The organism is Paenibacillus sp. YAE3 (assembly GCF_057546105.1).
Map to the genome: position 1 here is coordinate 20,276 of NZ_BAAIYF010000010.1, position 20,350 is coordinate 40,625.

Below are 20,350 nucleotides of genomic sequence, written 5' to 3' on the forward strand. Positions count from 1 at the left end.
AGGGAACTATAAAAAATTGATTGCACATCGGTGCCCGTGTTCATTGTTTAATTTCATCTTTTTAAATATAATTATTCTAAATAGATAAAAAACAAGGGGGAGAACCAATAGATTATGAGTATTAAAATGAAAAGTTTCATTTCGTTCGCAGTTCTTTTTATCGCTTTTATAGCGATGCAGTTGTTTCAGTACTTCATATCCGAAGCACAGTGGAAGGAATTGAAAAAAATTGAGGATCATACCTTGAAAGCTGCCCTTTTGGCGGATGATTTAAAGTTATCTGTCGTGCAAGTGCAGCAATGGCTCACTGATATAAGCGCGACGAGAGGCAAGGATGGACTTGACGACGGTTTCGACCAAGCCGCAAAATACGCGGTTCTTTTTCACGAAAACTTGAAAAAAATGAAAGATATGTATCCGCATGAAGCACAAAAGTTGGATGAAACCAAAACTTTTTTTGACCGATACTATGAAATGGGGAAAAAGATGGCAAACGAGTACATCGCCGGCGGATACGAACGTGGTAATCGGATCATGGGCGAATTTGACAAAAGCGCCGAGGACATCAATAAACGTATTGATGAACTCCGTAACAGCAAATTAATCGAGATCACGAACGCAGTCTTACAGGCCGAACAAACGAACAAGGCTAATAACCAATTGTCCGTCATCTACCTTGTGATCGTACTTGCAGTCGGTCTTGTGGTTGTTTATTTGCATAGTCGTTCAGTCATCCGGCCGCTGAAAAAACTCATTCAAGGCACGAAACGGATTGCCGAGGGAGATTTAGGCCAGCCAATAGCGGCAATATCCAAGGATGAAATTGGACAGCTTGCCCTTTCCTTCGAAGCGATGCGGCAGAATTTGGCCACGTTAATAGAACGGATTAAAGCAACAAGCGAACAGGTGGCAGATTCGTCAAAGCAATTGGCAAGCAGCGTCGAAGAAACTGTACTGGCTGTTAATCAGGTTGCCGTGGTGACCGAGGAAATTGCAAGCGGCTCCGATATGCAGGTAAGTGTGACGGAAGAAAGCAGCAAGGCAACGGAAGAAATGGCGATTGGTGTGCAGCGCATTGCCGAAATTTCCGGTGAAGTGGCGGAACTCTCCAACGAAACGGCAAAAGCAGCCGGCGCAGGTAATGAATCGATTCAAGAAGCGATTAGGAAAATGGAGATGGTTAGCAAAACGGTTCATGAATCGGCTTCCCTGGTCAGACAGCTTGGGGAACGATCGAACGAAATTAATCGCATAACCGAGGTTCTTGCGGGAATTACCAGTCAGACGGAATTGTTGTCCTTAAACGCCGCCATCGAAGCCTCGAGAGCCGGAGAACAAGGAAAAGGATTCGCAGTTGTCGCAGGCGAAGTCAAAAAACTTGCGGAACAATCCAAACAGTCGGCGGACATGATCGCGGATATGATCGAAAAAGTTCAGGATGATATTATCAAAGTGGTCCGATCTATCGAAATCGGTACAAAAGAGGCGGATGAAGGGAATCAAATCATACAATGGGCAGGAGGGATTTTCCAAAATATTGTTGTAGATTCAGAAAAGATTGCTGCGCAGGCCGAAGAAGTTTCTGCGGCGACGGAACAAATGTCAGCCGGTTCTGAACAAATTAGCGCTTCCATCGGTGAACTGAACAACATTGCCACAGCGTCTTACAAAAGGAGTAGAGATGCTGCTTCATTCTCACAGGAACAGTTGGCCTCGATAGAAGGGATTTCTGCTTCCGTGCAAACATTAAGCCGCATGGCCAAAGAATTGAATAACTCTATTCACAAGTTCAAAGTTGAGCATTAAAATATTCTAGTTCCGGTCATTTCTCTTCTCTACCGAAGCGAAGTAGATAACCGTTTTTACGAACGATTTGACAGCTTTTCTACTCGAAGCGGGTTCGGGGCCATGTCATCCGAATCAGCTTGTGCTAACAGATCTTCAATTTGTTTTCGTTGGAGACAACTCCGGCTAATATTGCAAAAGTAGTTTCATATTCATTGTTTATCCGCTATGGATCAAATAGGTCTTTTTGCTTTCGCGGCTCTTACGACAATGGGCGGTATATCCTCTTGCTGCATACGCCATCCATTGTCCCTCACTTGTGTTTGCGTCATGCTTGGCAATAAAAAGCCGCTCGTTTCCCGACAGGGAATCTAAGCGGCAATTGTTTTATCTCCAAAAACCTTTAAGGAATTGATTATATGCGAATCGAAGACGGCATTTACTTTTCACCCACTCTAAAATATCGCGATGTCGAATTGGATAATCCAGAGATGCTTATCCAAGCATTCAGAGATAGAATAAATGGTTTCTACCTAGGGCCAATAAAGAAACTGAATGAAGACAATGACGCATTTGCGGCAGGCTTGCTCTGTGTAACAACAATGGATGTGCTATCAAGACTGAAATCAAATAGCGAAGAAGTGCGCAAAAGGTATGTTCATTGGTTGGCCACTGAGATCCCGGAGTTCGCCCAGCGTCTACCAGGTAAAAAGCATATATTGGCCGATTTATTTTACAAACATTTCAGAAACGGTTTGGTACATGAAGGACGTATTAAAGATGGAGGGCAGTTCTCCTATATTTTTGGTGGGATGATTACCGTTGAAAATCGATTTATGATTGTTAATCCTCGGCAACTAGCCGACAATATTGAAACGGTTTTTAATCGGTACATGGCAGAGGTTTTGACCAGTCCGGAAGAATTTCAGAGCTTCTCCAAAATGATAATTCGTGATTTTGGCGCAGAGATTGAACGTGCAAAAAGCGATTGAAAACAGGACGGTGGAAATATATGCATACAGAAAGACAGGAGCTCGAAAATTTGAAGTATCTAATCGAGTCGTACCAGAAAGTAATCGATCTTCTTCTGGAGTATCGAGATAAGGAAGGAATAAGTCGGATTCCACAAACAAAGATGGCCGAAATTCTACAAGTATCTCAAAGTAATGTATCAAAAAAGCTGAGAACATTAATCAGATTCGGTGCAGTTGAGAGAATAGGTCATGCAGGAGCTTACTGTGTCAAAAATACCAATGTCATCGAAAAAACACCGATTGGATTCGCATTAAAATTGATCCTGATGTTGCAGAAACATCCTGAAGTGATCATGGATTATACCAAACAAGCGGAGATCATGGGTGTTTCTTATCATGACATCCAGGTTGCTTGGGGGCACTTGATTTATATCGGAGGTTCACCTTATCAAAAACGAGTGGAAACGATAAAGGAATGATGGAAGCATGTCTCAACCTAAATCTTCTGATTTAAGCATGAACTGGGCGATTGACCGGAAGACAGAGAAAATAAGATCGGCAAGGGAGGTTCATAATCACCAGCACTTGAAGGAGCCAAATCGTTATGTCTGTTTAGGATGTAAAGAACTTCCCAAACATCTCATATCAGCGAACGAAAAGGACAAACAACCAACGGTTCTTGAACATGTCGCCGACGATGAATATCCCTTTTTTCGAAAAGGCAAGTTGCAGCAGCATTACGAAAGGTGCCGTTTCCGGAGTCCAGATTCAAAAGTCATTTCGCTGGCAGAAACAAACGGAATGTCCGTCGATGAACGAGCAAAGGTGATCAGAATATTAACAAGCGCCAAATTGGTCAGAAAAATTGGGGATCCATTGGGGTATTCAAGAAGAGCGTATGCTAAATTCTTTACCCAACCTGCTCACCAGAAGTTTTATTTTTTCTTATCCAGTCTGCTGAAAGATTATGAGATTAATACCTTCAAGAATAACGTTTCTGCATTCGGTGTCCTAACAGAAAGCGGGGAAAAAGTTAAATTTGCCGATATATTCGGAATGCAGGACGATATCATCAACAGAATCGACAAACTCGGTTCAAGTTGCTTGGCTGTAGTCGTAGGTACCGTAAGAAATGCTACTCATAAAGGTCATATAATAATTGATTTTTCCACCAGTAGAGAGGAAAAAAGACGAAATTCAAAACCATTTCGACTCTATGTGCATCATGATTACGCAGCTAAAGTTGGCGACGTTACGCTTCTAGAAAATCAGAAGATCGCTTGCTATGGTTTTGCGGAAAAGAAAATGCTGGCACATGGCACGGTTTATCAAATGGAGTTGTATTCCATAGAGCATCAAATCTATTTTTTCGAAAACCCTCCGGATCGGAAAAGAATCGGCTCAATTGAAGAGCCTGACGACCCGATTGATTACGCGCTGCAAGAATGCTCAGGTTTCACATCAAGATTTTGGGGAACGGAGCGGCTCGCCGATCAAATGATCAAAGATTTATTAACCATACATGGACAAGCAATAGCGGCACAACACAAGGCAAATTTGGCGAAAGAAGAAGCGAAGCAACCCGGCTTCGAGGCATTTATGACGAGCTGGAACAAGTTGCGTTCGCAAATAGCAAACGATAAAAAACAGGTTGAACAATTGCAATTGGAGCTGCAGCAAGTTGCCGCGGCGCTTCGGAGTGAAGGTGCGAAGCTATCATCCAGATTCGGTTTTAACCGAAAAACTTTGGGGGCTCATGAAGATAATCGAAATCGCATCCAACAACAAATTCAAGAAATCAATCAGGGACTAAAAGCAAAAGAAGAAACACTTCAACTAAATAACGAGAAGAAACTTCAGTGGGATAAATGGAAGCAGTCATTGGAAAAGCGAAAGCAAGACATCGAGAGAGCAGATCGAGGCGCTGTTACAGAAACAAAACTCAAGAGAACATTAGCTGCATTTGATCCATATCTTTTTCGTATTCCGCTAAGGCACCCTCGATGGGATTTGTTTCTCGGATTCCATTGCAGCGTAGAAGATGAATCTAAGGGTATCATCAGAGCAATTATGCAACTTTACACGGCACATGATCAGGCTTGGCTTCCGGCAGATCATTCCCTTCAAGAGAGAGTTATTGACCATCACTTTAGTGTCAATCAGCTGAATTTGTCACCAAGAGAGGCAATGAAAGGACTTTATTCCAAACTGGGGCAGGCCATTTTCGAATACCTTCAGCTTATGGGATGGCCTGCTTCGAAGTGTAAGTGTCCGAAATGCAAAGGCTCGTTGAGGTTGCAATATCGAAATGAGCAATTTTCCCTCCTATGCTGGGATTCGAAATGCAGAAACGGTTATGAGTTAAAATGGTAGGAAATTCCTAAAAAATTCAACTGGAATTTCCTTTAAACGATATTATCGAGCTTTATCCATCCAAGTTTTGTTTCAAAAAGTCAAGCATCTTGGGCCAGGCGTCGAGAGCGGTGCGGGTATTGGCCTTGTCGCTGCCGCCAAATGTAACCGTCATACCTCCGCCGGGAGACAGCATTACATTGGGCGGCATATAGGGCAAGGTGTACGGAAAACAGAGGAAGTGACCTGCATCCTTATAATGAAGATGGATGTTTTTATAGGGATGGTGATGACAGTTTAACCATTCCATCACGATCTCAGCAAACTTTGATGAAGGCCATAGCTGGTCGTCGCCACCCGAGACGAGCATGATCGGTCCTTGCATTCGCTCACCAGGAATACGGGCAGCTCGGATTTGGCTGAGTCTTTCAACGTCTTGATAAAGCCGGCCTTATTGCCGCTTGGGCGCCGTGTGATCCAGTTCCAGAAGAATCGAAATGTACCGCTTACGTCAAATTTTGGTTTCAAATAAGGTAAAGCCTCATTGTTCAGCGTCCATGCAGGTTGTGGGAGAGGCATATTATTGCGGGTGCCCGCGTAACGGTATGCGCTCGGGGAGGCGGTAATGACGGCCGATATTTCCGGATAGGTTGCTCCTAATTGCAAGGCCAATTTTCCTCAAGTATGAATCATATGAGGATATACTCAGAGAGCAATCGTTTGTACACTGTTGCATTGACATTAGTATCAAACAAATCATGGGAGCTTTCACCGAACCGGATGTTATTGCTGATTAAACGTTGCACATGAGGCTGCAAATCCCCAGGGACAAAAAGCCCCAATGCCTGTACAGCGTACTCTTTGCACCGCCTGATTGCCTTATAGAAAACCGGCAACTCATAAGGCATAGCGGAACCGCAGAGTACTCGGATATTTGCATGGACAAACTCCTCCTGAAGCTGCCTTTCCCCAAGTACGCCACAATCTATAACAATAAAGTTATAATCTTTGTTTAACTCCTTTGTGAAATAGAAATCCATTTGTTCAAGTATATAGGCGTTCTGGTCCTGCTCGGGCTGAAATAGCTGGACGATATGGGCCAGATGCTTGCTGGTATTAGCCTCTACATAGCAAGCCGTTCCACCATGGCTGTTAATCCAGCAGACCAGATTGAACGCCGTTGTTGTTACTCCAGTCCGGCGATCACTTCCTGCAATAGCGATTGTAATATTGGTACAGTCAAAACGATACTGCTCTTGTTCGGGCAGAGGTAATTCATTATTGGTTTGAGTAGGAGCGGGGGAGATCTTATATCTTTGCATGCCATTAGCGGAAAGGCATTCCAAAATTTCAGCTTGAATTTCTTCTATGTCTTGTGCGGTCACAAGATCAGATACACCGGATTGGATCAATTCTTTCGCAAACGAGCTTTCGGCTTGCAAACCCTCGGCTATTACAATTACTCTGGCTTCGTACATGGTGAGAAAGGACGCAATGGCTTTTACAAATTCTACATCGTCCTCGACCACGGCATTTCGATCTATCACAAAGTACTTGAAGTGGCTAAAGTTACGCATGTCTTTTACGACAAACTGCAAAAGAGAAAAACGGCCAGTGAGCTTTTTGGCAATGAGATTGGTTTCCTGTTCAGCAAAATCCAGCAGATTCACTCTGTCCTTGCTGGTCAAATATAAAATCATCGCTTACACTCCCCTAAGCAAGAGCAATACCGTGCCTACAAGAACAAATGCGATGTAGAGGAACAATTCAATGAGTTTCTTCTTTCGTTCCATCGTTATCGTCCGCCTGCCTTTCCCATGTAAGCAAACTTGTACTCAGGGATATCAAAATGAATGTGCAGCCGCTTGGAACCGATCATAAATAGGGCATGTCCTCGTTTCTTGCTGGCCAGTAGTTCTTCTTCGGCATCCGTAAGATTGTAAAGCTCTCGCGTTTCCTGCAAGTTCTTTCCGTCCGTTCCCATGATAATCTTCATGCAGGGAATATCCAGAAGCGCCTGCCCGTACATCTTTACTTCCGGGGCGAGAAAGTCCACGACGCTGTGTGAAATAATCGCTAACCCGGATTCATATTTCCGAGCGCGTTTTTCCACATTTCGCAGGAAAACCAGGCTTTGAGGCACATTCGGGTCAATCATCAAGTAACTTTCGTCGCAGATGAGCAGCACCCGTTCCGTCCGATCTTTGGACATTTGCTCCCAACACCAGGAAAGCAGGTTGAAATACTGGGTTCGCTTAATATTGTCGGATGTATTTTGCAGTGTATGAGTATCCAAGCAGATACAGCGGGAATGGGTTTCAATCGTGCTATGTCCGTTCCATAAAAAAGAATCCCCGCCGTTTGCAATATCATAGAGCAGCAGGGGTAGTTCTTTATAGACTTCGTCTTCGAGTGTCGATTCCTTATGGCGGATTAATTGGAACAGATCGGAGAAGGTGGGGAAGTCGGTATTTTTTAGTGTTGTAATATCTGTGGTCCAGGTAATGTGAAACTGGTTGTATAACTCAATCAGGCATTGCTTGAGTACCGCTTTTTGCATAATGGTCAGGTCAGGAATGTAAAGATTAAAGAAGATTTCAAGATTTTTCAGGTGTAGGGCCATATCTGACATTCCATTGCCTTCATCCTTATAAAGCGGTTTTTTTTCCCCCTCTTCATCACGGGGAGCGGGACGAATTTGCAAAGGGTTGATCATCCCGTTCGAACCGCCGCCAGCATTGATCCAATCCCCGTTTAAACTTTGACATAGTTCTTTGTACTCAGACTCCGGGTCGATGAAGATTAGCTTGGTTCCCATAAAATATTCGCTGAGTGCGATATGTTTCACGGCTGTCGATTTTCCTACGCCTGCCACACCCATAATGACGAAATTGGAGTTGGTACGGTCATTGCCGCGATGCCAGGTATCGACAATAACAAGTCCGCCGTGGCTGTCTTTGGCAAAATAGTAGCCATTCTCGTCGCTAAAACCGCTGCTGGCAAAGGGAAAGCCCCCTACAAACGTACTCATCGGTATGATCCGATTGAGGATATTTTCAACCTGTTCGTTTCCCGGAAACGTGGGGGAGAGATGCTGAAATCCTTCTTTTTGCAAATTGGCCAACGTACGAACTTTACACTTTAACATACTCAGCGTATTTTCCATTCTGCGGCAAACACGGCTAAACCCTTTCTCGTCGTCGGCCAGCGGCATGACGGTGATATTCATCAAGCCTACGGTTTCTCCGTGCTGATCGATCTGAAGCATAATTCGTTCACCGTCATTTGCCGCTTTTTCTGCCCGTTGACGAGTGAGCGGATCCTTGGCGCTTTCCGCTGTGCCTCGATTCTGAATGATCGATTTGGAAATGGCCGAGATCAGAGCGCTGTTGTCGGTAGGTTGATAACCAATAGTGACGATGGTGCTGGGAATGTGGGTCATTTTCGAGAGCCAACCGACATCGACTTTTTGCGGATACTGAATCACTCCATATACTTTTGCACTGTTTTCTCCGAGAACAAACCGATTGCGTTCAAACCCCAATCCGAGTGGAGTAATGACATTAAGCAACGAGGGATTCACTGATATTTCGCAATGCTCTTTTCGTTTTGCCATCTATGGGTTCACTCCTTGTTTGGAAAATATCCAGAAGGGACCGCCCGCGGCGGCATGCTGTCGAGCTTCTTTTAAGAAAATGTCGAGGTCCCATTCTTGTTCGCTGCGTTTTTTGCTGGCAGGATCGGCAACCAAGATTTTCCCTTCTTCCGTGACGCCGCGCAGTACGATAAAATGCCCGGATGAAGTGAAGTGCCCTTTGCCCATAATGGCAATCACCAATTTGCCGCTTGCCAAGGCATCCACAATTTTTTGTGCTTCCTTGGCGTTGCAGCCTTCCACTTGCAGACCAAAATGCTTGCCGCCTTCCGGGATCAGGCTGTGGTAACTGCCGTTGCCTTCTGCATAGTAACCGTGCTGATACGCCCAGTTTGCCATGGTGACCGGGTCGACCGTTTGGCCGGAAAGGGTGGATACCACCATGGCCAATGAGGTTGGGCCGCAACCGGCTACGCCAATCGTATCGCTAGTGCCGTACAATTTATTAGCCCATCGGGAATCCATTTGGTTGTAGTACACGACTTCGGTTTCACCCGATTTCAGGATGACACCCTCGTATTGCTGACCAAGACTTTCCCGGTACCCATCATCTGCTTCTTGCAGCAGCTGGGTGAAACCGTAGTCTGCTCTCATTTCCGTGACATAAGGCAATTCATTCGGTTTAAACAGGCTACCGAGAAATTGAAAGGGGGCGGTTAGAATTTGCAGAATCATGGCGATGAGGAGGAGGAAAGTGATGACAGGCGCAAGCACAAGCAGGAGGATTCGTTTACGGGCTTGTTCATCGGTAGCTATTTTTGCAGCAACTTGTGCAATGATTTTGGCGGTACCCGGATCAACGGCCATGTAATAGGCCCCCTTCCGTTAAAAAGGGAATGACCGCATCTTGATCTGTCGTTTCCAGATGGGTATACCCCGGATTGTGAACCAGATTGCACAGCCGCACAATATCCTGCTGTTTCAGGATTTGGGTTTGTACTTGACAGTCTTCAAAATGTTGAGCCAGACTTTTAATACGTTGGAGCGATTCTCGTTCACCATCCGGTTCAAGGCGATTCCAGACAGATAGATAGAATTGACGTTCAACCACTTCTCCAGAGAGCGCGAATGTGTTCATCTCCAATATTTCGTGTTTGAGCAGTTCTTTTTGTTTGGGGTCGTCGGTATTCAATAATGAGGTCAATTGTGAGATGACGGGAGAGATATCAACTGGACGGCTAACCGCAATAAACTTGAACGGATACTGAACGGTGGAAAGCTCGGCGGTTAGCATATTGATGAAATGCTGTTTTTCGCTCTTGCTGAGCAGGTCAATGCTAACGGGGAAAACTTTCAAAAAGCACAGCACCAAACCATCCAAGGTATACAAATAGTGTCCGCGAATATCCTTCACGTTGATAAATTCGTGGGCTGTTTGTTGTTTTGTATCAGATGTAGCTTTCTTTTTTCGGTTGCTCATGTTGAGATAAAAAAAGACTGCACCTCCGCCAACAAGGCAGAGGAGCAGCATGATAATCGGTAGCAGCATGGTTGTACCGCCTTTCCGTACCTAATTATTTTTTGGGAGCGATATGCCAATCCGAGAACAGATTTTCCTTGATTTGAATTTGATCTGACACATTGACTTGCAACATTCCGTCAGGCGTCCAGGCATCGGTAATTTCCGTATAGGGCTCATAGATTCCATCAGGAAACCAGATCGGCGTAAAATGGACCCTCCGGTTATAGGTCGAGTATTTATTGGGCTTTAGTTCAAAGGCCGCCTGATATCCGCCAGTGATTCGGTCGTACAATCGCCAGTAGGTGGAATATTGGAATTCAGGGAAATAAGCTACAGCATGCTGCGCTCCGGTGATATGTGAGGCGGGAGCATTGGAGGCAAGGGAAGTTTTGACGCTCATTTGAATACCGTACCCGGATTTCATCGTTTTACCTGAAGCGGTGGGCACTTTATCGTCCGGCTTGACGGTATGGGTGGCCGATAAGGAAGCGATGTAGCTTGTCCAATGATAATCCCACCAGCCTTGATCTTCCCAATGGCCATGGTCCACCCAGTAACCGCCGCCATCTCCGGTTCCGTGCCATACCCAATTCGAAATCCAAACCCAGTTGGCATGCCAACTTGCTGACCAGACTCCCCATGAAGCCGTTGTTTTCTGAGGATGGGAAGGAAGAGTGGGGAGTTTGAAGGAATCGTTACGATCTGTGGCGGTAGGATTTGGCGGTGGATTTTGGTCAAGATCAACAATATTGGCCTGAATGGTTTGTTGACTTAACCTTCCTTGGCTCGTGCTTACATGTATCGTGACCATTTGTGGTGTACGAGGAGTTCGCCATTTAAACCAGACAACCTGGCTATCGCCTTCCGGAATGACGATGTCTGTTACGGTGTAGGAGCTGCCCATAACGGAGTAGGTGACTTGTGCCGGATCTTCAGGAGTAATCTGCTCTCCAGTTGATAGGAATACCGAGGTAATCACTTCGGTATCGGTCCGATACTCATATTCCGCATCACTTTCAACCGGAGGGGGAGGAGGTGGCGGCAATTCTTTGAACCGTACAATGCCAAGACCCAGCGAGGAAATAATCTGGGCATTGGTTACACGGTCACTGCTGGAGCCAGACCATGCAGGGAAACTCAGATCCGGCTTTTCCAGAAACATAGCTAGCGGCAAATTTTGATGAGTAAGACTGACCATTTTCGAACGTAATCCGCCGCTCAGGACTTGGTCATATAGCGCTGCTTCGTGGGCGGTCATACCCACTTTGGAGCCTTGGAAGGTGAAGTAGGCAATAGGTTCGAGTAATAGACGGTAGTTTCCGTTGGTGAGGGTATCAAAGTCGATTCCAGACGATGAAGCGATACTTCGTATCACTTGCTCGTCTGTGAAATAACTCTTGATGACTTCAATATTGGAAGGGGAACTGCCGGAACTAATGATTTTGGGAATGGGTTGCCTGGCTTTTATATAGATGTAGCCACCATTTTTCGGTGTTAAATTTGCTCCATTGCGATAGTGAATTTTACTGACTTTACCAAAGTGAAGAAGATTTTCAGGTATCGTTTTATTGGTATAGTCCATTGGGGTAGAAACTGGCATTTCATCGCTTGCCCGAATGACGGTTATTCGAACCCCATCATCACCAGGGCTCCACTTGTTTTGCGAGTTACCTTGCCCCATGTCTCCTCCGCCATTATCGATATTGCCGTCACCCGTAGCGAATGCGGATGTAGTAGTAGAGAGCATGCAAGCGATAATGAAGAAGCCAAAAATGCTGAATAGCCTTCGCAAGCCGAACACCTCCCATAAAAAAAGAGCACGCTATATTAGCCGCACTCTTTAACAAGGTTTAATAGATTTCATTTTAATCCATACTGCCAATTTTATTGCCATTCTCGTACATATCGTTTGCCGCAGTTTCCTGATTTGGTCCTTCCTGATCTACCCATCCAAAACCGGGAAACCATACCTGGCCTTTGCTATTTTTATCGCCGGATTTAGGTTCGCTATCTTTTTTTGCTGGCTGCGTCTCCTTCTCGTCATAAACAGGAGGAGTGGATTTATCCTGTGTAGTAGTTTTTGGTTTGGGTTTTGGAGGCTCCGTTGGTTTAGGTGCTTCCTTTGGAGTTGCAATAGAAACTTTCACATCTTCTTTTTTCGTTTCAGGTTGCAGTACCGGTGAATCGGTTACGGTTGGTTGATCTTTTATTTCAGGTACGATAACGGAAGAGGGTGACGGAGCCGTAGAAGATTCCGGTTGAGGATCTTTTATATCCGCAATGTTATTGGATTGTTTCTCTTCCGTGTTAATTGCAACGGAAGCTGGCGTTGAATTCTCCGGGACATTGGCTACCGGCTCCTGCTCTCCTTTATTTGGTGAACCGATTATAAAAACTGCCCATAGAAGGCAGATAACGGATACTCCCGAGATTAGAATCAGCCATTTCGATTTGGATTTCGGAGTAAACATCGCTACTCATCTCCTTTTTCTCAGAGTACAGTACAATAAACCAGTCATTCTCCTAAATTTATTGTACTGTATATATTTGTAAATCTCAACAAAACAGTGGTTGACACATGATTTTAGAACTTTGGCGTATAGCCCGCCTTCACGGTCAAGGTGGATTTCATTGGGGGAAGGGCATGCCAGCCGAAGGAGAAGGGCACTTCAAGCGTAATCGTTCCTTCTGCTTCGAATTTTGAAACGGTACTGGGGGAAGCGGGAGCAAAGGGAGCGTTTTGAACAGAAATGCTAAGACCTGACACTGCAAATTCTTCCTCGGTATCGGCATACTTGATATGTTTGTTGCCTTGCACGGTAAGCCCAAGCGTTTGATCCAGGCGAGCATACACATCGCCGGTACTGAATTGTTCACTCCACGTATCCGCGGCGGTTAAGGTATAGCCGCCGGAATAGCCTTCCCTTAGCCCGTTATACACTTGCGCATAGTTTTCTGTCGCGACCGCGATGATGGAGCTTTGCACTGCATCCCGTACGCCGGAAGCGATAATGACAAGTCGCATATACTCAAATATGGCGCAGGAAATGATCAGGATCGCCAGCACCGCAGCTATGACAAGCGGGTATCCGTTCCCGGATGTATTGCGGATGAACTTCATTTCCAATAGACCTCCGATCTTCCTGATGCCTTAGCTGTAAGGTCGATGGGGAAAGAACCAAAACTGCCGAACAACCCAATGTTCACCTTTACTTGCAAGGTGACAGTAACTTCTTCGTTGATTTGCACATTTCCCGTTTTGGACCAGGAGATGGTCGGATCAAGCCCAGTCTGGTTCTTTAACTGTATCGCGCGGGTGCTTGTTTCCTGACCGACCCTGCCGGCGATTTCGGCTTCTCTGACCAATTCATCGGCAAAACGGTCAAGCTGGTTTTTGGCGATAAACACAGGAAACACTTTCACCGCTAACGCGATACCGAGCATGACAACCAGAACAAGTACGACAACATCGATATAACCCTCGCCGCGTTTGCACCGTAAACAATGCTGCATGCGCAACTCCTCCCTTCAAAACAGTTTGCCGAGGGCTTTCATAATTTCCATACCGATGATCACCAGATACATGAGCAAAAAGCACCCAAGCATATAAAAGGAATATTTGCGGATTTTGCCGGGACGCTTCATCGCGATCAGTTTCAATCGCTGAATTTCCAGCAGCTTAAAATCATGAGCCAGCATTTCAAAATAGACGACACCTTGGTCGCCCCGTTGTACAGCCAGTAGGCCGCGGACAATATCGGACAGCATCGTGCTGCCCATACGAGTCTCCAGTCGGGTCAATGCCGTCTCGTGATTGCCGCTTTTCATATCGGCTATCGTGATTTCCAGTTCGCTTGCCAAACTTTCTCCGGCGTTTTTTCGATACGTTTCCATGATCAGCAAAACGTCTCGGGTCGCCTTCAACTCTTGTGCAATGGTAGCGGCAAAGCGGGGCAGTTCATACTCGATCTGCTCCCGCTTTTTGCGAATGACCCGGTCCGCGGATTGGATATCCTTGAAGTAGACACCAATTGCTAAAAACAGAAGCAAGGGAGAAAGCAAGGGGAAAATGAGCAAGCAGGGAAAGATCGACAGGGCGATCAAGCCGGATTTGACGATGGCCTTGGCATAAAACGCGGCAGGCGTCATGCGGACCCCTGCCGATTTCAATATGGCTTCGGTCTTTCTTCGTTTATAATCGCTTAGCGGAATGAGGGGAGCCAGGCGGGTTGAAAGTTCGGAAACAATCGCTTCAAGAAGCTGGCTTTTTCGCTTGAACGGCTTGGTTGCTTGCATGATAACACGCGTATCCGCCCATGTAGGCAACTTTAACCATTCTGAGGCCAAAAAATAAGCTCCGGTTGCAAATAGCAGACCGAAGCTCACAAGGATGCCGATCACAGGCTCACCTCCTTCATCGTTCAAATTCATCGTCTTCCCATGTGGTGTCGTGAGAACTAAAGTCATCCCAAGCAGCCGAATGGTTCTCATATAAGGCTTCGTTCACGGTTGTGGTCTCGGAACGAAGTATGATGCTCTCGTAATTTACTTTATCGTCGGAAGGCTGCGGCAATTGCCCCATCGCGGCCATGGAAGCATAGGTTCCGTTCGCAATAATCAAATGGTCCAACACGGAAATATGCAATGGAGAGAAAATCGAAACAAGGCGCTCAGTCAGGATTTGGTCTTCCATACTGGGGCGAAGGGAACCGCCGGGGTGATTATGTGCCAAAATGATGGCAGCGCAGTCGCAATTCAATGCCGCTTTTAAAATCTCGCGGGGATAAACTTGGGCGAACCCGACGCTGCCTTCCGACATCACACGTGACTCGATCAAATGGTTCCCATTGTCCAAAAACGCAACCATCAGTTTCTCTTTGTCTTTGACATGCCCCAATTGCGCGGCAAAAAACTTTCCGGCATCGTCGGGAGAACGGAACGGGCTCTTCCCCTGACTTTCTTCGAATCGGAGCAATTTGTAGGAAACGAGAAATTCGTTTAATAGATGGAGCTTTTCAAGCTGGCGCGGCGTGGATTCAATGACATAAGGGTGATCGAGAATATTGAACAGATTATGATCCCTGGCGTATTTTTGCAGTTTGTGGGTCGAAATGCCGGTCAGTGCGGATATCCCTTCAATAAAGTTGGAGGCATGGGGCGAGTTATAAGATGGTGTCATAGGGGTACCTCCAATCCTGCGGAACATCCCTGTTTGCCTGATCGGATTCCTCTGTCAATTCTCCGGTTCCATAAAGGACAAGGCGCACGGCATGTAGCTTGTAACGCGTTTCTTCGGGCAGGTCCAGCTCATCCAATCGTTGAAAAAAGTCCCGCGTTCCGTATTTTTTCAATCCCCTTTTAATTTGGGCAGTAACTGAGGAAGGAGGGGAAAGGAGTCTTTCCAGAATCGTAGCGGTTCGTTGTAAGGTCGTTTCCATATCGCGAGAGTGTGATGTTGACATGTCAGTTCCTCCTTGCGAGTAGGTTTTATCTTTTATACTCGATCGGGCGTGTTAATCGAATGACCGCGGCCAGGGAGATGAACAGGGTTAGCGCACAAAGAGCCAAGACGAATTTGCCCGCCGCTGTATCGACCAACGTGTGAAACCAATCTTTGTTAAGAAAATACAGGAGCGGAATATTCCCGATCAAAAGCAGCGCCATCGTAATAAATTCTTTTAACGGTTCGTAAAGCAGATAGTCCAATTCAGCAGAGACGACACGCATATCGGAAAGTTTGGAAATGATCGGGGTAAGCGTCGTTTTGAGCGTGACGTCTTCCTGACAAGCCATGATTGCGTCACACCATTCCTGAAAGACGCTATTGTTGATTTTGCTTTTTAGCTCTGTTAACGCTTGTTGCAGATTCGAGTTAATCAGCTTGGACTGGGCCAGAAAGGACAAAAACACATCCGAAACAGGTGGATTCAAATAACCGACGTTTTCCTCTACAGCGGACAGTATACTTTCACTGCGCAAGTAAGAGGTGGTGATGACCGAGAGAGCGGTTTCCAATTCGGCATTCAGACGTTTTTTGTAAAAGCTTGCGCTGAACAGTACGATCCAAAAAGGCAGAAGGGCAAAACCTATTGCGAGAACCGGCACCATAAACAAATTGCCAAAAGCCAGGGCCAATAGCGCACCAACCAAAAAGAGGGCAAGGGAAGAAATACAGACCTTTGCAAACGATTCTTTCCTTCCCGTTTGTTCCAGCATCGTTTTGGCTTCATCAATCGTGAGCCGAATGCCTTTTCTCTTTTTCGGATTCTGTACGGCTTTGATTTTTTTTCGCAAGGAAGGGTTCTTTTGAAAAGGAATGTGTTCGGCTACTTCGCACACCCATTCTGCGGGATTCAACTTCAGAACAAGGAAGGAACCGGCAACGAGGCCCATAAAGGCCATGACGAGCAGTACGATCATGCGGATTCGCCTCCCATCATTTGCTCAAGCAGATGGAGCGGCATCCCGTTTTCGAGCAGCCGTTTTTGCAAACTTGGCGATATATTTTGGACTTTTTCATAGGATCCGGTAATCCGAATTTTCCCATTTTCTATCGTATTGGAGGCCACGGCATAGTGGAAAAGCGTGCGGATATTTCGGCTTCCATCCGGCAGAATTTCACATTCGGTGATTTCCATCACCTTGCGGGAGTTATCCTCCAATTTCTTGGCAAACATGACAATCGGGAATGCCTCCGTCACAAGGTTATACAAGGTTTGGTCGCTCATATCGTATTTTTGTTTGCAGAGCGTAACCATTCGATAATAGGTGGCAATGCAGGAGTTGGCGTGTGTCGTTGTAATCACGGCATGACCGGTACGGGCTGCTTCTTGCGCGGCGAAGGCCTCTGCCGATTTCATCTCCCCGACGCAGATGACATCAGGGTTGGCGGTAAGGGCATATTCGAGCAACTTCTCCTGGTCAATATTTTGCCGGCTATCTTCGCTGTACCGGGTAACGGTATGAACGACGTTATTCTGCACTTGCCCATTTTCATCTTCCACCACAAGATCGAACTCACGGGTGCCATTCTCAATGGTGAAAATTCGCTTGTCGTAAGGAATGGTCGATAACATCCAGCTCATCAAGGTCGTTTTCCCGCTGCCGGTGGCTCCGGTAACACAAATGGACAAGCCGTAGCGCAAACAAAGACTTACAAAATCCAGCATTTCCGCCGTAGCCGTTCCATTGTGAATGAAATCTTGTTTTCCCAATTTTTGCGGGTTAATAATCCGTATGGATGCGGCTACGCCTTTGTCCGAGTCGGTGATCGGTGCGCCGAAAACCGTAATCCGAATATTGTTGGCCAGATGTCCACGGACGATCGGTTGTGAATGATCCAGGATCATCCCTGATTTGTGTAGCAGGCGTCTGACCACGTCGACGGCATGTTCCGGTGAGGTAAACCGTTCGGAAGCTGGGAGAATGCGCCCATCCGTATAGGTGATTTTGACATCTTTGTACCCGTTGATATTGATCTCCTCTACATCATGGGAAAACAAATACGGGGTAAGAAAAGAAAACTCCGCCATTTCCGCATATAACCGTTCCACCAGTTCGTCGAAAGAAAGTCCGTCTACACTCAAGCGATAATCCATGACATATTTGGTGGTATACGAAATGATCTGTTGTTTTTGTTCCTCGGCATTTCGGGAAATAAGCGTAGCGTATTTGCCGGAGAGATATTCTTGCACCTCTTTCAGTACTTCGGAAAATGGCTTTTTATTGCTACTTGCCGGATAAAATAACGTTGCTCCTTTCATGACCGCACTCCTTTGAACCTTTGTATCAAGCGCTGGATGAATGGTTGCTTATCTGCTTTCGAAGGATAGTCCATAAAACGTCCGGCTAATTTTTGAATGGCACTCAGGTAGGAACGGGCGTCTTTTCCTTCGCAAGCGTCCAATAACCGAGCCGAAACTGCTTGTTGTTCCACGATAGAGACAAAAGGCAGCAGGTGATGAATCCCCCCAAAGACATTGCTGTATTGAACACTGTCTTGTTTTGCTTTCACGTTGGAAAGAAGATGCAGATGACGATCTGTATGAAATCGGGAGTCACTCAGCAGTGGTAAATGGGAGGCAAAATAACTCAGGCTTTTCAGCGTGCATTCATGCACTCGCAAAACCTGATCAGCGACTTCAAGCGCGGCCACGGATAACGGATCGGCAGACAACACACTGGAGCAATCCACGATGACGACATCTGCAAGGTGTCGGCTCAAGGTGAAAAAATCCAGTGCTCTCTCTTTGGTATAGCTGGCATAGGTAAAGGCGTTATCGCAGTGAACATAGCCGATGAACGCCAGGTGGGAAAAAGCTTTGCATGGAACGAGATGCTGGAAAATCTGTTCTTGCGATATCGACGGCAAACTGAGTAATCGGCCCAATGATTGTTCTTTTGCATGGACACCTGGCAGAAGGGTTGGAATCGAAGGGCATACCGAATCACAGAGGACAACCAGTACATTGATTTGCCTGGAGGCAAATTCCCGAGCCAGTTTTATGGAAGTTATCGTCTTTCCGCTGCCCGGACTGCCCCATACGGCAATGATTTGGTGATTATTCATGGACAGCCTCCTTATCTGGTGTAGACTTTTCGGAGAGAAAAGCATCCTGTTTGGCGATAAAAGCTTGAGCAGTGGTTTGATCTCCCCGATATACGAGAGCAGCGTGGAGTTGGCCTTTGACCTCTATGTCAGCAAGAAGTCGCGCTTGTATCGGCTGTACCAGCAGCGTGAGCGTAGAAGGCAACTGCTGCTTGTCATCGTCGGATTTATTTTGTGTGGATGCCTTTTCTTTGTCCACCCCGCTGCTTGTCGTTACGGCAAGCACTTCGACATATTGCAGTTCCGGCGGCATGGTCGTCGTTCTCATTTCCCCGTAATCGGAAGCGATCAGGGTAATAATGTCCCCGGATTGCAGTTTGCCCGATAGACCCGCTGCAAAACTTTTGATACTGATCGATATCGCTTGCTTACTTCCGTTCAAACGGTCCAAAAATTCTGCGAGCGGAACAGCGGATAGTTTCGTCGAGAGAATATAGTCTCCTTTTTGTAACACAGCAGCGGCATACTGTCCTATGACTGCATCCATCGATGTCAGCACATTGGACGGCAAGTTGTATGCCCCAACCTGGACGATCTCCAACTTTTCTTTGGTGATTTGTTCGCCTGTTGCGATGTCCTGCGTGACTCTGACGATTTCCGTCTGTGCCTGCAAGGATTGTTGAAACAGGGGCGTTAACCCAAAACAAATCAGGAGAGAAAGGACGATACAGCCAATCCCCAGCACGGTACGATTTTTACCCCATTGCAATTTGCATTCCTCCTAAGTTCTATGAATGATCCAAAACGCGATGATGCCGCCTACAGCCAAAAACGGCGCAAGCGGCATCGCTATATTTCGACTATTTTTGAAACAGGAAGTGGCAGATTGGAACAACCACCCGATCAAAGCCATTGAAAGTCCAATGATCGTTTGCAGAAATCCCCCGGAAACGCCTAAAACAAAGCCGCAAGCAGCCATCAGTTTTATATCTCCGCCGCCGATCCTCCCATGGGATAAAATCGCTGCTGCAAAAAAGGGAAGAGCGGTAACAAACAAACCTAATAGGGCAGGGAGCAGGGAGACTTGAATCAAACCGATAAATAAGATGCATGCCGGAAGCATATCCGGGATTTCCCGTTTTCGGATATCGGAAATACTTGCCCACAGCAGCAGACTGGCAAAGAGTATACCTTTTACTACCCACATTTTTTGAAACTCCTTAGGGCTTGTCAGGCCATTCGTTCATCGCGATATATGGATATTTTTTCTGACCTTTGGCGAAACGGATCATTTGTTTCATTTGATCCAGTACCGACAGATTCATGCGATCTTTCGTAGTCATCATGACGGAAGCCGAAACGCCGATTAGAAAGGTGACCATGGTTAAGGAAACGCTTCTCCCGAAAATCCAGAGCAGCAAAGCGACAAGGCCAGCTCCTAGCGAACCGATTACCGATTGAAAGAGTTGCTTTCGACCGAATCCGGGAAACAACTCCGTTTCCGATTTTACGCCCATGGGGATATAAAGGGTTTGAGGATTGTCTTCCATGAAAAACCTCCCGATTTTGTGGAA

General features: G+C 46.2%; 22 protein-coding genes. 4 read left to right on the forward strand and 18 right to left on the reverse strand.

Annotated elements, in window-relative coordinates:
- The first annotated feature begins 114 nt into the window (after window positions 1–114).
- From AC27KL_RS19335 to AC27KL_RS19350, 4 genes are all read left to right on the forward strand, one after another.
- Entirely contained in the window at window positions 115–1,806 is a 1,692-nt protein-coding gene (locus AC27KL_RS19335; RefSeq protein ID WP_340673246.1) for a methyl-accepting chemotaxis protein, read from the forward strand.
- 398 nt (window positions 1,807–2,204) lie between these two features.
- Entirely contained in the window at window positions 2,205–2,777 is a 573-nt protein-coding gene (locus AC27KL_RS19340; protein ID WP_340673245.1) for a hypothetical protein, read from the forward strand.
- A gap of 50 nt (window positions 2,778–2,827) precedes the next feature.
- Window positions 2,828–3,238, forward strand: a complete 411-nt coding sequence (locus tag AC27KL_RS19345; RefSeq protein ID WP_163859544.1) for a transcriptional regulator — start codon at window positions 2,828–2,830, stop codon at window positions 3,236–3,238.
- Window positions 3,239–3,245: 7 nt separating this feature from the next.
- Window positions 3,246–5,132: a hypothetical protein gene (locus tag AC27KL_RS19350; protein ID WP_213618261.1), complete on the forward strand. Its 1,887-nt coding sequence runs from the start codon at window positions 3,246–3,248 to the stop codon at window positions 5,130–5,132.
- 52 nt (window positions 5,133–5,184) lie between these two features.
- Here AC27KL_RS19350 and AC27KL_RS19355 read toward each other — a convergent pair whose 3' ends face one another.
- The 18 genes from AC27KL_RS19355 to AC27KL_RS19440 form a co-directional block, all read right to left on the reverse strand.
- A complete protein-coding gene (locus AC27KL_RS19355; protein ID WP_487170810.1) occupies window positions 5,185–5,526 on the reverse strand; it encodes an acyl-CoA thioester hydrolase/BAAT C-terminal domain-containing protein in 342 nt (113 codons plus the stop codon).
- Between the two features lie 274 nt (window positions 5,527–5,800).
- A complete protein-coding gene (locus AC27KL_RS19360; protein WP_244862489.1) occupies window positions 5,801–6,811 on the reverse strand; it encodes a hypothetical protein in 1,011 nt (336 codons plus the stop codon).
- Window positions 6,812–6,906: 95 nt separating this feature from the next.
- Window positions 6,907–8,727 carry a VirB4 family type IV secretion system protein gene (locus AC27KL_RS19365; protein WP_213618259.1) on the reverse strand — a complete coding sequence of 607 codons (1,821 nt, stop codon included), beginning with the start codon at window positions 8,725–8,727 and terminating at the stop codon, window positions 6,907–6,909.
- Complete coding sequence (locus tag AC27KL_RS19370; protein WP_487170711.1) at window positions 8,728–9,573, reverse strand: C39 family peptidase; 846 nt, start codon at window positions 9,571–9,573, stop codon at window positions 8,728–8,730.
- The gene (locus AC27KL_RS19375; RefSeq protein WP_024982799.1) at window positions 9,563–10,255 is read right to left on the reverse strand and encodes a TraC-like domain-containing protein; all 693 of its coding nucleotides are present in this window, start codon (window positions 10,253–10,255) and stop codon (window positions 9,563–9,565) included. Before AC27KL_RS19375 ends, AC27KL_RS19370 begins: the two co-directional genes overlap by 11 nt.
- Before the next feature lie 25 nt (window positions 10,256–10,280).
- Window positions 10,281–12,020: a DUF8193 domain-containing protein gene (locus tag AC27KL_RS19380; protein WP_487170712.1), complete on the reverse strand. Its 1,740-nt coding sequence runs from the start codon at window positions 12,018–12,020 to the stop codon at window positions 10,281–10,283.
- A 73-nt stretch (window positions 12,021–12,093) separates the two neighbouring features.
- A complete protein-coding gene (locus AC27KL_RS19385) occupies window positions 12,094–12,699 on the reverse strand; it encodes a DUF6550 family protein (RefSeq protein ID WP_487170713.1) in 606 nt (201 codons plus the stop codon).
- 113 nt (window positions 12,700–12,812) lie between these two features.
- On the reverse strand, window positions 12,813–13,349 hold the full coding sequence (locus AC27KL_RS19390) for a hypothetical protein (protein WP_163859538.1): 537 nt from the start codon (window positions 13,347–13,349) through the stop codon (window positions 12,813–12,815).
- Complete coding sequence (locus tag AC27KL_RS19395; protein WP_487170714.1) at window positions 13,346–13,741, reverse strand: DUF4320 family protein; 396 nt, start codon at window positions 13,739–13,741, stop codon at window positions 13,346–13,348. The genes AC27KL_RS19390 and AC27KL_RS19395 overlap by 4 nt, the downstream gene beginning before the upstream one ends.
- 15 nt (window positions 13,742–13,756) lie before the next feature.
- Window positions 13,757–14,629: a secretion protein F gene (locus AC27KL_RS19400; protein WP_487170715.1), complete on the reverse strand. Its 873-nt coding sequence runs from the start codon at window positions 14,627–14,629 to the stop codon at window positions 13,757–13,759.
- 13 nt (window positions 14,630–14,642) lie between these two features.
- Window positions 14,643–15,434 (reverse strand): JAB domain-containing protein, encoded by a 792-nt coding sequence (locus AC27KL_RS19405; protein WP_487170716.1) that lies wholly within the window; start codon window positions 15,432–15,434, stop codon window positions 14,643–14,645.
- Entirely contained in the window at window positions 15,391–15,690 is a 300-nt protein-coding gene (locus AC27KL_RS19410; RefSeq protein ID WP_487170717.1) for a hypothetical protein, read from the reverse strand. The genes AC27KL_RS19405 and AC27KL_RS19410 overlap by 44 nt, the downstream gene beginning before the upstream one ends.
- A gap of 25 nt (window positions 15,691–15,715) precedes the next feature.
- Window positions 15,716–16,648: a hypothetical protein gene (locus AC27KL_RS19415; RefSeq protein ID WP_487170718.1), complete on the reverse strand. Its 933-nt coding sequence runs from the start codon at window positions 16,646–16,648 to the stop codon at window positions 15,716–15,718.
- Window positions 16,645–17,991, reverse strand: a complete 1,347-nt coding sequence (locus tag AC27KL_RS19420) for an ATPase, T2SS/T4P/T4SS family (RefSeq protein ID WP_487170719.1) — start codon at window positions 17,989–17,991, stop codon at window positions 16,645–16,647. The genes AC27KL_RS19415 and AC27KL_RS19420 overlap by 4 nt, the downstream gene beginning before the upstream one ends.
- The gene (locus AC27KL_RS19425) at window positions 17,988–18,797 is read right to left on the reverse strand and encodes a hypothetical protein (protein WP_487170720.1); all 810 of its coding nucleotides are present in this window, start codon (window positions 18,795–18,797) and stop codon (window positions 17,988–17,990) included. Before AC27KL_RS19425 ends, AC27KL_RS19420 begins: the two co-directional genes overlap by 4 nt.
- On the reverse strand, window positions 18,790–19,545 hold the full coding sequence (gene cpaB, locus AC27KL_RS19430) for a Flp pilus assembly protein CpaB (protein WP_487170721.1): 756 nt from the start codon (window positions 19,543–19,545) through the stop codon (window positions 18,790–18,792). The genes AC27KL_RS19425 and cpaB overlap by 8 nt, the downstream gene beginning before the upstream one ends.
- Window positions 19,546–19,557: 12 nt before the next feature.
- The gene (locus AC27KL_RS19435; protein WP_487170722.1) at window positions 19,558–19,983 is read right to left on the reverse strand and encodes a prepilin peptidase; all 426 of its coding nucleotides are present in this window, start codon (window positions 19,981–19,983) and stop codon (window positions 19,558–19,560) included.
- A gap of 13 nt (window positions 19,984–19,996) precedes the next feature.
- Window positions 19,997–20,326 carry a hypothetical protein gene (locus tag AC27KL_RS19440; protein WP_487170723.1) on the reverse strand — a complete coding sequence of 110 codons (330 nt, stop codon included), beginning with the start codon at window positions 20,324–20,326 and terminating at the stop codon, window positions 19,997–19,999.
- Window positions 20,327–20,350 lie beyond the last annotated feature (24 nt).